Origin of the sequence: Coleofasciculus sp. C1-SOL-03 (genome assembly GCF_040220555.1) — a bacterium.
In the GTDB taxonomy this organism is placed as follows: Bacteria; Cyanobacteriota; Cyanobacteriia; order Cyanobacteriales; family Coleofasciculaceae; genus Coleofasciculus.
Genome location: NZ_JAVJUO010000024.1, coordinates 36,795 through 49,913 on the forward strand (window position 1 = coordinate 36,795; position 13,119 = coordinate 49,913).

General features: G+C 45.6%; 11 protein-coding genes and 1 pseudogene. 7 read left to right on the top strand and 5 right to left on the bottom strand.

The annotated features are described in order from the left end of the window. Positions 1-52: 52 nt before the first annotated feature. The 4 genes from RIE73_RS03525 to RIE73_RS03540 all read left to right on the top strand — a co-directional run bounded on the left by RIE73_RS03525 (position 53) and on the right by RIE73_RS03540 (position 5,865). A complete protein-coding gene (locus tag RIE73_RS03525; protein WP_446399870.1) occupies positions 53-1,678 on the top strand; it encodes an NB-ARC domain-containing protein in 1,626 nt (541 codons plus the stop codon). Positions 1,679-1,768: 90 nt separating this feature from the next. Next, complete coding sequence (locus RIE73_RS03530; RefSeq protein WP_446399871.1) at positions 1,769-3,619, top strand: protein kinase domain-containing protein; 1,851 nt, start codon at positions 1,769-1,771, stop codon at positions 3,617-3,619. A 280-nt stretch (positions 3,620-3,899) separates the two neighbouring features. Beyond that, positions 3,900-4,115, top strand: coding sequence for a hypothetical protein (locus tag RIE73_RS03535; protein WP_446399872.1), 216 nt, complete (start codon positions 3,900-3,902; stop codon positions 4,113-4,115). A 343-nt stretch (positions 4,116-4,458) separates the two neighbouring features. Then, a complete protein-coding gene (locus tag RIE73_RS03540; RefSeq protein ID WP_446399873.1) occupies positions 4,459-5,865 on the top strand; it encodes a DUF3370 domain-containing protein in 1,407 nt (468 codons plus the stop codon). 84 nt (positions 5,866-5,949) lie between these two features. On the opposite strand, the gene RIE73_RS03545 is transcribed toward RIE73_RS03540, so the two are convergent. Continuing rightward, positions 5,950-6,159, bottom strand: a complete 210-nt coding sequence (locus RIE73_RS03545; protein ID WP_446399874.1) for a hypothetical protein — start codon at positions 6,157-6,159, stop codon at positions 5,950-5,952. Positions 6,160-6,507: 348 nt separating this feature from the next. Between RIE73_RS03545 and RIE73_RS03550 the strand changes: the two genes are divergently transcribed. After that, positions 6,508-7,968 carry a protein kinase domain-containing protein gene (locus tag RIE73_RS03550; protein WP_446399875.1) on the top strand — a complete coding sequence of 487 codons (1,461 nt, stop codon included), beginning with the start codon at positions 6,508-6,510 and terminating at the stop codon, positions 7,966-7,968. A gap of 208 nt (positions 7,969-8,176) precedes the next feature. Then, on the top strand, positions 8,177-9,541 hold the full coding sequence (locus RIE73_RS03555) for a protein kinase domain-containing protein (RefSeq protein WP_446399876.1): 1,365 nt from the start codon (positions 8,177-8,179) through the stop codon (positions 9,539-9,541). A 291-nt stretch (positions 9,542-9,832) separates the two neighbouring features. On the opposite strand, the gene RIE73_RS03560 is transcribed toward RIE73_RS03555, so the two are convergent. The 3 genes from RIE73_RS03560 to RIE73_RS03570 all read right to left on the bottom strand — a co-directional run bounded on the left by RIE73_RS03560 (position 9,833) and on the right by RIE73_RS03570 (position 11,450). Beyond that, the gene (locus tag RIE73_RS03560; RefSeq protein WP_446399877.1) at positions 9,833-10,495 is read right to left on the bottom strand and encodes a glutathione S-transferase family protein; all 663 of its coding nucleotides are present in this window, start codon (positions 10,493-10,495) and stop codon (positions 9,833-9,835) included. A gap of 113 nt (positions 10,496-10,608) precedes the next feature. Continuing rightward, positions 10,609-11,241 carry a TetR family transcriptional regulator C-terminal domain-containing protein gene (locus RIE73_RS03565; RefSeq protein ID WP_446399878.1) on the bottom strand — a complete coding sequence of 211 codons (633 nt, stop codon included), beginning with the start codon at positions 11,239-11,241 and terminating at the stop codon, positions 10,609-10,611. A gap of 68 nt (positions 11,242-11,309) precedes the next feature. Further along, a complete protein-coding gene (locus RIE73_RS03570; protein WP_446399879.1) occupies positions 11,310-11,450 on the bottom strand; it encodes a hypothetical protein in 141 nt (46 codons plus the stop codon). Between RIE73_RS03570 and RIE73_RS03575 the strand changes: the two are divergent. Beyond that, positions 11,450-12,149, top strand: a pseudogene (locus RIE73_RS03575) (Uma2 family endonuclease). The gene RIE73_RS03570 and the pseudogene RIE73_RS03575 overlap by 1 nt on opposite strands. On the opposite strand, the gene RIE73_RS03580 reads toward RIE73_RS03575, so the two are convergent. Continuing rightward, a complete protein-coding gene (locus RIE73_RS03580; RefSeq protein ID WP_446399880.1) occupies positions 12,126-13,112 on the bottom strand; it encodes a hypothetical protein in 987 nt (328 codons plus the stop codon). The pseudogene RIE73_RS03575 and the gene RIE73_RS03580 overlap by 24 nt on opposite strands. Between the last annotated feature and the right edge of the window lie 7 nt (positions 13,113-13,119).

Consider the following 13,119-nt stretch of genomic DNA (forward strand, 5'->3'; position numbering starts at 1 on the left):
TAGAAATTGCACTAAAATCGATCTTGACAAATGGCAAAACTAAGGTGAGACAGTGCCGACTCTTAAAGCCTCTCAATGGGGACTCGCTAAAATCAAGCAAGCCAGAAATGAAAAGGGGTGGAGTTGGAGTCTTGATGATGACGACACCTGCTTGCTTGAGGCTAGTCGAATACTGGAACCGGATAAACCGTGGTATACTGGCGGACCTTATGCCAATGGACTCTCCCAAGGGACATGGAAGCGGTTTTTAGCCGGACGACAACCCATTAGCGCTCATGCTTTTAAAGCATATTGTCACGTTTTAGGACTCAACTGGGAAGAAATTGTCGATCAAGGCAAGACGACACCCTCCAATAGTCGTAGTCGCCAGGATTGGGGAGAAACCATTGACATCTCCATCTTTTACGGTCGCACAGGGGAACTGAAACAGCTAGACCAATGGATTGTCAAAGAACGCTGTCGCATTGTGGCACTCCTGGGAATGGGGGGAATCGGTAAAACAACCCTAGCGGCGAAGTTAGCTGAACAGGTGCAATCGTCCTTTGAATATGTTATATGGCGATCGCTACGTCATGCTTCACCCCTCGGTGATCTCCTGACTGAGGTGATTGACTTTTTATCCGAGGGTAAGGAACGAGAGTTACCCGATACCGTCAATGGTCAAATTTCGCGACTGATGGATTACTGCCAACGCCATCGCTGCTTGTTGCTCCTCGACGATGTGGAAACTATCATGAGTAGTGGCAGGTTAGCCGGACATTATCGAGACGGGTATCAAGACTATGGAGAACTGATTCGGCGCATGGCTGAAGAACGCCATCAAAGTTGCTTACTGCTGATTAGTCGGGAAAAACCGATAGAAATTGCCTCATTAGCAGGTGAAAAACTCCCCGTTCGCGAACTCAAACTCAAAGGCTTAAGTGCGGAGGATGCCAAACAAATTTTAGAAACCAAAGGATTTTCCTCCTTAAAGTCTAGCGCCGATGCCCTAATTCAACTTTATCGTGGTAATCCGTTAGCCTTAAAAATAATGGCGACAACGATCCAAGAAATATTTGACGGAAATATTTCTGAATTTTTAGAGCAAAGTACCTTAATCATTGGTGATATTCTTCCCAATGTTTTTAATCAACAATTCCAGCGTTTATCTCCTTTAGAACAGGAAATTATTTATTGGTTGGCACTGGAAAATCAGCCCCTTTCTATCTCGGAATTAAAAGAGGCAATGAAGTTTTCGGTCACATCCTTATCGAAACTTCTTGCCGCGTTGGAATCGCTCAAACGCCGATCGCTGTTGGAAAAAGAACCCAATGCCGAAGCCAATGAAGCGATTTTCACCATTCAGCCGGCTTTGTTGAAGTATGCCACTAATCAATTTATTGAACAGGTTTGTCAGCATATTTTAACCGTTTGCCAAACGAAATCCGTCAGTCAACTGGGGCTACTCAGGAGTCATGCCTTAGTCAAAGAACAGGTATCCGATGATCTGAAGACGCTGCAAATTCGTCTAATTCTTACTCGCGTCCGGGATCGATTGTATGGGTTAAAAGGCGTAGATAACCTCGACGATCAACTTAAAGCGATTCTTTCTATACTAGAAGGAACATCTGACCAAGTGGTGGGATATGCACGACTTAACACGATTAACTTGCTCGAAGCGATTGAAGGCAGATTGTAAGCCGATCCGAGAGCTTTGGTATAAATGGCGACGCAAAAAGAGATAAGTGATACTGCGATGTAGCCAAGATTACTGTTTCTAACTCCCCTCATGATATACCCCAACCTGTTGCTTCAAAACCGTTATCGAGTCCTGCGAAAACTCGGTAAAGGTGGGTTTAGTCAGACCTTTGAAGTCGATGATCAGGGAATTGCCAAAGTCCTGAAAGTCCTGAATCTGGAACGGTTTTACGGTGATGATGCCAAGGAAAAAGCGGTATCCCTCTTCCAACGCGAAGCTACAGTCTTAAGTCGGCTTCAGCATCCGGGTATTCCCAGAGTTGAGTCAGACGGCTATTTTGTCTGGTCACAGGGGACAGATGTTTCCCTGCACTGCTTGATCATGGAGAAAATTGAGGGGATCACGTTGAAGCAGTGGCGATCGCATCAGAAGCGATCGGTGATCAATCAAGATCTGGCGATCAGATGGTTGAAACAACTTGTAGATATTTTAGAACGACTGCACCAACAAGAGCTAATCCATCGAGATATCAAGCCCTCCAATATTATCCTGCGACCGAATGGGCAACTGGCATTAATTGACTTTGGGGCGGTGCGGGAGATCACCGAAACCTACTTACAACGGCAAAAACAAGATGAAACCGGCACCGTGATTATCTCTAGTGGGTATACACCACCGGAACAAATGGAGGGCAAAGCGGTAGCGCAATCAGATTTTTTTGCCCTAGGTCGCACCTTTGTCTATTTATTCACAGGCAAATCCCCCAACGATTTTGAGTCTCACCCCCGGACGGGCAAATTGCAATGGCGAGAGAGTGCGCCGCAAATTAGTAAAGAATTAGCCGATTTAATTGATTATCTCATGGCGACGTTTCCTGGTCAGCGACCGCAAACCCCAGCCATGATTCGCCGTTGTATTGAAGACATTATTGCGCCCAAGCCTGACTTACCGCCGCCTGCACCCATTCCGATCAAGAAGCGATCGCCTACTCAGTCTAAAGCCAAAGGACTGATGTCTCTGATTACTCAGTTATTGCCCATTTCCGCCTCACCCCATCCCTGGGAAAAGGTGAAACTACGCCGGACTCTTTCGGGACATACGGATGCGATTCGTTCCATTGCCATCAGTCCAGATGGTAAAACGTTAGTCAGTGGTAGTTATGACAAAAGCATTAAACTGTGGGCATTACGCCTGGGCAAACCTTTGCATAACCTAACTGGACATAGCCACCGCGTAACCTGTGTGGCAATTAGTCCCAATGGTCAGATTTTAGCCAGTGGCAGTTTTGATAAAACCATCAAACTGTGGTCACTCAGTACCGGAAAACTGATTAATACTTTGGTGAGTCGTGCGGATCGGGTGCGAGATATTGTCTTTAGTCCCAATGGTCAGATTTTAATTAGTAGCGGGGATTGGGAAATTAAACTCTGGGCAGTACGGACAGGCAAATTGCTGCGTATTTTAGCCGGAAATTCAGATTCAGCCCGACATATTGCCTTTAACCCAGATGGTCATAGTTGTGCCGTGGGTAGTTTAAATGGCACTCTTGAACTGTGGAATCCTCACAATGGTAAACCGCTAATCACGTTTACCAATCAATCAACAAGTATTACCTGCCTAGAATTTAGCCCCGATGGTCTGATGCTTGCCAGTGGTAGCAGTGGCGCTATCACCCTCTGGAATCCCCAAACCGGTAAATCAATACGGACGTTTGCACCAGAGTCTCCAGGTGTGACGGCTTTGGCATTTAGTCCCGATAGTCAAGTTCTCGCCAGTGGAAGTGGGGCGCTGATTGAATTGTGGGATATTCAAAATGGTCAACGATTAACCAAGTTATCAGGGCATTCTCAACCCGTTCGTTCTTTAGCCTTTAGTCCCCATGGGGATATTCTCGTCAGTGCGGGGAGCGATCGCAAAATTAAGCTTTGGCAGTCAGCTTAACATTCTGGGGTCTTCCGTACTTAGTGTGCTAAACTGTTAGCTACAAATCTTGCACCGAGTCAACGAATAGCTCAGTCTGATGTGGATATTCTCTGATGCCTATTCCCTATTGCCTCTCCCCACCACAAGACTCCCGGCAGCAGACCCTACTTAGTCCTTGGAACCTTCTGCCTGATCTTTATCGTATTTTTCCACAATCTTTACAGAATTCAAGGGTTTCATCAACCCAATTTTATTTTGAGTGGGACATGATCAGGATAAGTCTAGCAAGGAGCAATCCATGAAGACAGAAGATGCTTTGGCAGCAGGAGCCACTGTTGGTGCTGGTGCTTGTGCGACAATTTCCGTTAGCGGAATAACTTCAGGATTAGCGGGAATTGGCGGTGGCATCGCAGTAGGAGGAATCGCTTTAACGGGAGCGTTTCCTTTCCTTGCAGGAGGTTTGGTTGGCGGTGCGCTTACCTACCTTCTGTGCAATAAGGGCAGTGACTCCTAATCAGCCAGACAAGCATTGTGTTGCAGGCTCTAATTTTACGAGCTACTCTCAACAACTCAAAATCAAACCGAATAAGCTGTAGTACATCGGGCTAACTGTGGCAGAAAGAAATCAGAAACTTTCTGCCCATTTTTATTAACTATGTCCAGCAGTATAAACCCGCCATCGTTGGTATCGATAGCTTTGACCACTAACAAGCGGTAGGATGATAAATCGACAGTTCGAGTATCGGTCTATACTTAACCACTCCGCCATCGTTACCAGTTTATTACTGATGACGGGAGTGAAACGCTGAAACTGAGAACTGTTGTTGTGTGTGTGAGGTTGGAAAACCCCTGCGTTCATGCTGTCTTTATTCACCAATTTCTCGCTAGCTCAAGCTATCCCTGTTCTCCCAGCACCCCCACCTCCTCCTCCGGCTCAGGAATTGGTGGTACAACCCCAGCAAATACGACCCCTACCAGGACAACTGGATCAGATCCCTGTCTTTAATAGCAATAGCCCGGAAGTGATCCAAACTGAGGGGATTTTACTGTCAACCTTCCCCCCCTATGGAAAAGCGAGTCCCGGCGCTCATTTAAATTTCCCGCTGTCTGGACGCTTTGATATCTTTGCTCATCATATCGCCCGCTCCAATACGCCAGAGGAATGGCGACCCATGTACCAAGGGATTCTGGTTCACAATGCAGGGAGTCAACCTGTAACCTTAGATATTTTGCAAGCGGTGAGTTATGTAACCAATCCGGATGCTCCGTTTATCAATTTACCGCCTTATATGGATAATCCCTTTGGCTTAGTCTATTCGGGTCCCGGTTCACGGGTAGCGACTGATGTCTTGCGTGGTGTGCATCAATCCTCGTTTCCTTCTCAAATTGTGATTCCGCCGCGACAGAGCGAAATGGTATTGAATTTACCCATTGCGTTAGGCAATTCCCGGTCTACGTTGATGCGTCTGCGAACCAATCGACCTGTTTATATGGCAAGTTTAGCCATGTATGCCCCCCTGAATTCCGATCGCAAAGTGAATCGAGAATCTGCGGGGGCCTCTGTACGTCCCTATCGTCCACCAACTCTTGACGAATGGCGGTATTTATTATTTAAAGCTAATTTAGCCGGACCGCGCGATCGCATCCCCACACCACCCAACCAGACGGACGGTAAGATTGTCTATGGTCGGGTCGCAGGTGTGGCGGTCGGTTCTCAATGGCGTACTGAGGTCGTTGATCGTCCGGGTGCGTCGAATCTGAGTATTCCTCAACCGGGTCAAGCGTTTTCCTATCCCTTAAGTACGGTTCCGTTTATCACTTTAGGGACTGATCAGGTGCAGAGTGCGCCTCTAAAAGTCCGTTATCCGGATACCGCTCATCGCGCCCATGGCAATTATGGGGTGCAGTATCACCTCACCTTGCCTTTAGTCAACCGGACAGATGCTTCACAAACCGTAACCTTGGCGATTCAAACCCCACTTAAACCTGATGAAGAAGAAGAAACCGACGAATTGCACTTCTTAAATCCTCCCGATTCCCAGGTCTTCTTTCGGGGTACGGTACAACTGCGCTACACCGATGACCGGGGGTTAGCCCGTACCCGTTCGGTTCATCTGGTACAACATCGGGGTCAAGCTGGAGAACCGTTGCTGACGCTAAAAATGCCTCCAGGCGATCGCCGTTTTGTCGAGGTGGATTTTATCTATCCGGCTGATGCAACACCACCCCAAGTTTTAACGGTTCGGACTTTGCGATCGCCCTAGTGCAGCGCAGGGAGCTGGGGGAGCTGGGGGAGCTGGGAAGGACAAATGACAAATAACGATATAAATTATTCCTAGTTCCTTTATTTACCCATCTGGAAATTGCCAACAGGGAATCCGTTCAATATCGTGGCTACCGCAGTGATTACAGGCACTATTTAAACAGGAGTCTACCCATTCATCACGGCAATGGCGACAATGACAAAAAATATTGTTGCGATTGGCGATTTCGATTTTCTGACGCCATTGGTTCAACAGAGTATTATCTTTGTCGTTTTCGTTACCAATTTCTGACATAGTATTAAGTAGTCGGACTTTCATTAAAGTTAACGGTTGAGATTAGGCAACAGGCAACAGGCAACAGTAAGGGTTTGAGAATTGTTAACATTTCTTAAACTGTTCGGCATTTAAACCTGAATGTCGCACCTGCAAAACCGTTGTAATGTGAGCATCTTGCTCGCTACCCATTCCCCATTTAAATGCGTGACAACTTATGCAGCAAACCCTACCTTAAATCTGGGGTAGGGGCAGGTGTAAACCACTCCAGAAAGGATATCATCGATACATTTCCACTAAACCCGCCCTTCCAGGGAAAACCTCAACGAAGAGGGCGATACAATTATTAGTGCCAATGCGTTCAGAACAATGGAAATTTACTGCACTCGTCCCGCCTGTCCTCGCCCCCAAAACTTTTTTGCCGATCTCGATGACAAGGCGACACTGCAAACGGCACAACAGAAGTATTGTACGGCTTGTGGGATGCCCCTGATTTTAGTGGGTCGCTATCTTCCCACTAAGTTACTCGGTCAAGGTGGCTTTGGTACCGCATTTCTGGCACGCGATCGCTATACGCCAACGATGCGCGATTGTGTTGTCAAGCAGTTCCAGCCGTCTGGTGACTTAAGTCCCCAACAACTCGCCATCGCCCAAGGTTTGTTTGAACGGGAAGCGGAAGTATTGGAACAATTGGGTAATAGTCATCCCCAAATTCCCAATCTCTATGCTTTTTTCCCCTTGAGCGTTGGTAATTTGAACCAATCGGGTAAAGAAGACCAGTTTTTCTACCTCGTCCAGGAATTTATTGATGGACAAGACCTGGAGGAAGAACTGCAAACCCAAGGTACTTTCTCGGAAGCTGAAGTCCTAGAAGTATTGCGGGCAATGCTGAAGGTACTTCAGTTTGTCCATGAGAATGGTTCAATCCATCGGGATATTAAACCCTCTAATATCATGCGTCACCGGAATGGACGCTTGTATCTGTTAGATTTTGGAGCGGTTAAACAACAAGTTACCAAAGGCGCAGCCGCCGGAACCCCATCTGGCAAATCGACTGGCATTTATTCGATGGGATTTGCGCCACCGGAACAAATGTCAGGGGCGCAAGTTTACCCGTCAACAGATTTGTATGCGTTGGCGGTAACGTTGATTATGTTGCTCACGGGGAAAGAGCCAGAAGAGTTATATGATTCCTACAATAACGCTTGGAACTGGAAAACCTATACTCAGGTTAGTGATACGTTAGCAGAAGTCTTAGACCGTATGCTTCTACCAACCCCAAATAAACGCTTTCAATCGGCTCAAGAGGTGATGGACGCTCTCAAACCGCGTCGAACTCCCCCAGCACCACCACCTCCACCTCCCCCTACTCCCAAACCCCAACCAGTCGTTCAACAACAACCTGTGGTTCAGCCGCAACCTGTGGTTCAGCAACAACCCGCGATTCAGCGACCAAAATCCCGTTTTACCCTATCAGAAACGTTAATCAGCGCAGGGTTTACTGGCTTTGAAGGGGCGTTAGTTTTTAGTGTCTTGGGAAGTATCTTTGATATTTTAGGGATTAGTGGGGGATTGGTATCAGGGATTAGTGTGGGATTGGTGGGGATGACGGTTGGGGGTTTAATCTATACCCAATACCGCCGAATTATTGAAGGTAAAGACTTGCCGATTCTTGCCGGAATTACTTTAGTTTTATCGTTTATCCTAGCATTCCTCGCCGATAAGTCAATTCCAGCAGTCATTGTGGCTGGAGTGTTGGCTGGAGCGGGTGTGATCGCGATAACTGCCCTATTTCGCTTGATTTATTTACTACTGTCTCGTTGGCTATGAAGATAAAAGTGATACAAGGCGCGATCGCGACTCAAAACCAGGTTCCCTTGAACGAAGTGAAGGGTTCCGTAGCCAAGACTGATGAATCAGGGGGGGTTTTGCTTTTCAGTTATTGGTGAATAGCGGACTTGAGTTCCTAAACCCGCCCCTACAATTGATTTATAACTTATATATAACTGATAACTTATGACTTCTTTGGATATGAACAATGGAAATCCACTGCACTCGCCCCCATTGCCCTCGTCCCCAAAACTTCTTTGCTGAACTGGATCAGAAAGCCACGCTGCAAACAGCACAGCAGAGATATTGTACAGCTTGTGGAATACCACTTATTTTGGGGGGTCGTTATATTCCAACCCAGTTGCTAAATCAGGGAGGGTTTGGCACAACGTTTTTGGCACGCGATCGCCACACCCCAATGATGCGCTATTGTGTCGTCAAGCAGTTTCAGCCTTCTGATCAATTAAGTCCCTCCCAACTCGCTAAAGCTCAAGCGTTATTCGAGCAGGAGGCAGAAGTGTTAGAACAACTGGGTAATAATCATCCTCAAATTCCTAATCTTTATGCCTTTTTTCCCTTAAGTGTTGCCAAGTTATCCCAACCTGATACTCAAGAGAAATTCTTTTACTTGGTACAGGAATTTATTGATGGGCAAGATTTAGAAGAAGAACGGCAAACCAAAGGCACATTCTCAGAAACAGAAGCTATACAAATTTTCCGAGAAATGCTGGAAATCCTCAAGTTTGTCCATGAGAACGGTTCAATCCATCGGGATATTAAACCCTCCAATATTATGCGTCACCGCAATGGGCAGTTATACTTGTTGGATTTTGGTGCAGTTAAGCAGGTTAGCAAAATAGCAGGAGAACAATCATCTAACTCCTCGACGGGCATTTATTCCCCTGGATATGCTCCACCTGAACAGATGATAGGGGGAGAAGTTAAACCTGCCTCTGACTTGTATGCTTTAGCTGTGACAATAGTTGTTTTGTTGGCAGGTAAAGATCTCAAAGAACTGCGTGATTCCCATACCAATTGTTGGCATTGGAAGCAGTATATCAACGTTAGTGACACCCTAGCCGATGTATTAGACAAGCTGCTCTTAGAAGCACCAATTCAGCGTTTTCAATCGGCTCAAGAGGTGATTGATGCTCTGGACTCACAACCCGTATCACCTCAACCTCAACCCCAAACGGTTATCACTAACCCACACCATTCACCAAGTCTACCTCGTTCACTATCCGAAATTTTTTATGACGCGGCGTTTATTGGATTTGAAACTGGATTAATTTTTATTGTTCTATATAGTTTTCTGGGGATTTCAGGTATAAGTGTGGGATTATTGGGTATGGTCGTTGGTGGTTTAGTTTATACCCAATACCGTCGCCTGATTCAAGGCAAGAATTTGCTCATGATTAGCGGAATAACTGCGATTGTATTGTTTATCCCTCCGCTTCGAGGTAGTTGGTCTATGCTAGAAGTGATCATTGCTGGAGGGATTACGGCGGCGAGTGCGATCGCGGTAACGGCTCTATTTCGCTTGATCTATTTGCTACTGTCTCGTTTACTGTGAAGATAAAGGTTCTGAACGGTATCCTCAGGACATGATATGAGGGCGGGTTTTGTTGATAAATTATTGGTCAAATGCTGACCTAAGTTCCTAAACCCGCCCCTACAATTGACTGATGACTTATGCTCAAATCTGCCCAACTACCCCAGTACCGAGGTGATCAAAAACTTCTACTGTTTTGTACTAGCGTCCTGTATAGGTCACAAAAACAGGCGGGAGGATGGAAGCCTCGTTCCTTCACTTCATCCCTGGGACATAGCCGAGAATCAATGCCAATCCGTTGCGGTTGTGAAATTATGTCCTTGCTGTTTGCCGTTGACGACGTTTAATCATCAATGATACGAATCGTTTCCAGGTGTTAAAGTCATTGTCATCAAGTTCCGTTTGCTGCCAAGAGGGTCGGGCGGTGATACGCTTGTACCAAGCCGCGATCGCCGGATGTCCTTGCAACTCAATACCGAGTCGCGTCAGCAGGGGAAAGGCTGTCCCCGCTGTAATGTCCGCCAAAGATAAATCATTTCCGCCGAAATAAGCCAACTCGCCCAGTTGTTGAGTTAGAAAATTGAGGACAGTGGCAATCTGTTCAACCGTTGCCGCGTTGGGTTCTGAGGAGTCGCTGGCAATCGCCAACCCAGGCAACTTGGGCGTGAGTTCATTGGTTGTCACCATTTGCACCATCCGCATTTGAGCGATCGCCTCTGGTGTTTGAGGAAGCAAGGATCGGCTGGGATATTTCGCCTCCAAATAGTCCAGAATTGCCAAAGATTCCAGAATTCGCAGTTCCCCATCCACTAAAACCGGGACATGGTGAAACGGATTGAGCGATAGGAATTCAGGCTGGAATTGTTCCCCATTCAGATTCACGATCACTGGCTCAAAGGGAATTCCTTTTTCTAAGAGTGCAATCCAGACCCGACGGGCGATCGGTGATAGGGGATGGTAGTAGAACGTTAGCATTAAAGCCTCCAGCAATTTACATTAAATTAAGACCGATTGGTCTTTTTTGAGCCAAAAAAATAAGTAGGTGGGAACAATGAAAGTTAACGGATCTGATCGTCATTCGTCATTCGTCATTCGTAAGAACCCTCCTGCCTTCTGCCTTCTGCCTCCTGCCTTACCTGCAAATCCTCCACGTATCGATCAAGATGTTCCTTAGCGCGTTGCAGATGGATGCGATCGCCATACAATTTGGTCATCATCAGCGATCCTTCCAGAGTGGAGATCAAAATCGTTGCTACCGCATCGGGATTAACCGTCGGCTGAATTTCCCCTGCCTCTATTCCTTGTTGGACAACCTGATGAATCAGATTACGCCATCTAGACATAGCGCGTTGTGTCCGCTCTCGCAAGGCGGGATGGGTATCGTCGCTCTCAATCGCCGTGTTGAGCAACGGGCATCCACCTTTAAGAGACACCTCTTCGGGAGCAGTAGAGAAGGTGTGAACGATCGCTTGGAGACAGGGAATTGCCCCCTGTTTCCCTTTCAACGCTTGGATATAACGCTGACTCACCTGCTGCACAGCAAAATCGAAAGCCGCGATCGCCAACTCATCCTTGCTGGCAAAGTGGTTATAAATCCCGCCCTTCTTCAACCCCGTCGCCGCCATAATATCCGACATGGACGATCCGGCGTAACCTTGCTGGTTAAATAGGTCTGCGGCTTGCTGAATAATTCGGTTTTTGGTTTGTTCAGCTTTTGACATAAATGGAAACCGAGCGGTCTTTTTTGCACTATAGCAGGTCGATCTCGAAAAAGGCAATAGACCAAAATTTAGCGATCGCGCTTATTTCGTAGTGGCGCTGTCTTCGCCATCAGCCATGCGATCGCGCTTCGTCGAGTTGTGGGAATACCGGATGATAGCAGATAGGATCTAGGGATAGAGACATCAACACTAGCGACAACGGCAATCAATGGTTCAAACTCCCTTCCAGCAAGAGTCTTTACCTCCAGCGCTTGAAAGTGGCGATCGCTTAAATCGTTATGAATTTGAGCGTCGTTATAATGCGATGCCTTCTCTCCAGAAAGCTGAACTAATTGAAGGAGTCGTTTACTTGCCTGCTGCACTGCGTTTTAGAAGTCACAGTCAACCTCACGCTAATTTAATTATTTGGCTGGGCAATTATCAAGTGGCGACATCTGGAATTGAGTTAGGGATTGAACCTACCATTCGTTTAGATTTAGACAACGAACCCCAACCCGATGCTGTACTGTTAATTGATGAAAATGTAGGGGGACAGGCGAGACTCAGCGAAGATGATTATATCGAGGGTGCGCCGGAATTAGTAGCAGAAATTGCAGCAAGTAGTGTGGCAATAGACTTGCATGACAAGAAACGGGCGTATCGTCGCAATGAGGTGCAAGAGTATATTGCGCCAGCAAGTGTGTGAACGGAGGCTTGATTGGTTTTACTTGCAGCAGGGTGAGTATGTATCGTTACCCGTGGATGAAGGGAATGTAATCCGGAGTCGAGTGTTTCCCGGATTGTGGTTAGCTGCAGGTGATTTGTTAGCCGGAAATATGGCGAGGGTGTTGTCAGTTTTGCAGGAAGGTTTAGCTTCGGAGGAACATGCAATGTTTGTAGAGCAGTTAGCTATTATATTGGAAAGTTGAATTGATATTGTTGTCAAAACATTTTGGATAAAGCGTAATTAATTCATCGGTTACGTGAAAATAATACTTTGGTAAGGGGAACTTAATAAATTGGTGTTCTACTAAAATTGCGATGAAATATTGCCACAAAGATATGCTCCGAGGAATTTGCTTTGTTGGTGTTGAATTAATTTTTTGTTTAATACATTTAATAATGTCTTGAATATTATTCTCTTTCTTAGCACTAGCAAGAATACGATATACGTTATCGCAAAAACGGGTCATATCTTTTGGCTTCAGTTCTTGGGGAATTTTACCTTGATCAAAAAGCTCTTGGGTCGCGATAGCTAGTTGCCGCTTTCTTTTAATTTCAGGATAGTCATTATCTTGTATACTAGGATAGGCTTGTTCAAATGCCAAAATCAGTGTATCTAGTTGTTCAACAGTAGCTTTAATTTGTGCGGCTAAACGAAGTCTTTTCCAGTCAATCGTAGAACTTTTATAAACTAATTCATGAGTGGAAACTGTCCAGGCATGTTCAAAAGCACTTTTGATTTGAATCTCAAATATAATATCAAAAATGTTTAATTGTTTATTGGCAATTGCATCTTCTGGTTTTTTTAAACGAGCATAGATTCTAGTTGTATCGAATCGAAAAGTATCGGGTGATTTTTTGTTTTGTCCTCTTTTAATGGTTTTAACAACTTCAAAGGTATTTTTGCAAAATTGGATCACATTTGTTTCTTTGTATAAGGTTGGTATAATAACTGTACATCCAAATAAATCATCTAAATCCGACCATTTCTTAAACCTACCTGTTTCAATCTTTTCTGCCAAAGATTCCTTGGTTTTAATTCGATAAGTTGAGGCATATCCATTTTTTTCACAAAAGTTAATTATAGTGTCCTTAACTCGACTTGCCACTTGCTCTACAAAAGGAAGGTATTCTAGATAGCGACGTTCTAAAATTGAAGGATAAATCATTAATAAA

Excerpts from the sequence above, each read along its gene's own strand:
- RIE73_RS03530 (WP_446399871.1), top strand. The coding sequence starts at position 1,769 with ATGATATACCCCAACCTGTTGCTTCAAAACCGTTATCGAGTCCTGCGA.
- RIE73_RS03535 (WP_446399872.1), top strand. The coding sequence starts at position 3,900 with ATGAAGACAGAAGATGCTTTGGCAGCAGGAGCCACTGTTGGTGCTGGT.
- RIE73_RS03540 (WP_446399873.1), top strand. The coding sequence starts at position 4,459 with ATGCTGTCTTTATTCACCAATTTCTCGCTAGCTCAAGCTATCCCTGTT.
- RIE73_RS03545 (WP_446399874.1), bottom strand. The coding sequence starts at position 6,159 with ATGTCAGAAATTGGTAACGAAAACGACAAAGATAATACTCTGTTGAAC.
- RIE73_RS03550 (WP_446399875.1), top strand. The coding sequence starts at position 6,508 with ATGGAAATTTACTGCACTCGTCCCGCCTGTCCTCGCCCCCAAAACTTT.
- RIE73_RS03555 (WP_446399876.1), top strand. The coding sequence starts at position 8,177 with ATGGAAATCCACTGCACTCGCCCCCATTGCCCTCGTCCCCAAAACTTC.
- RIE73_RS03560 (WP_446399877.1), bottom strand. The coding sequence starts at position 10,495 with ATGCTAACGTTCTACTACCATCCCCTATCACCGATCGCCCGTCGGGTC.
- RIE73_RS03565 (WP_446399878.1), bottom strand. The coding sequence starts at position 11,241 with ATGTCAAAAGCTGAACAAACCAAAAACCGAATTATTCAGCAAGCCGCA.
- RIE73_RS03580 (WP_446399880.1), bottom strand. The coding sequence starts at position 13,112 with ATGATTTATCCTTCAATTTTAGAACGTCGCTATCTAGAATACCTTCCT.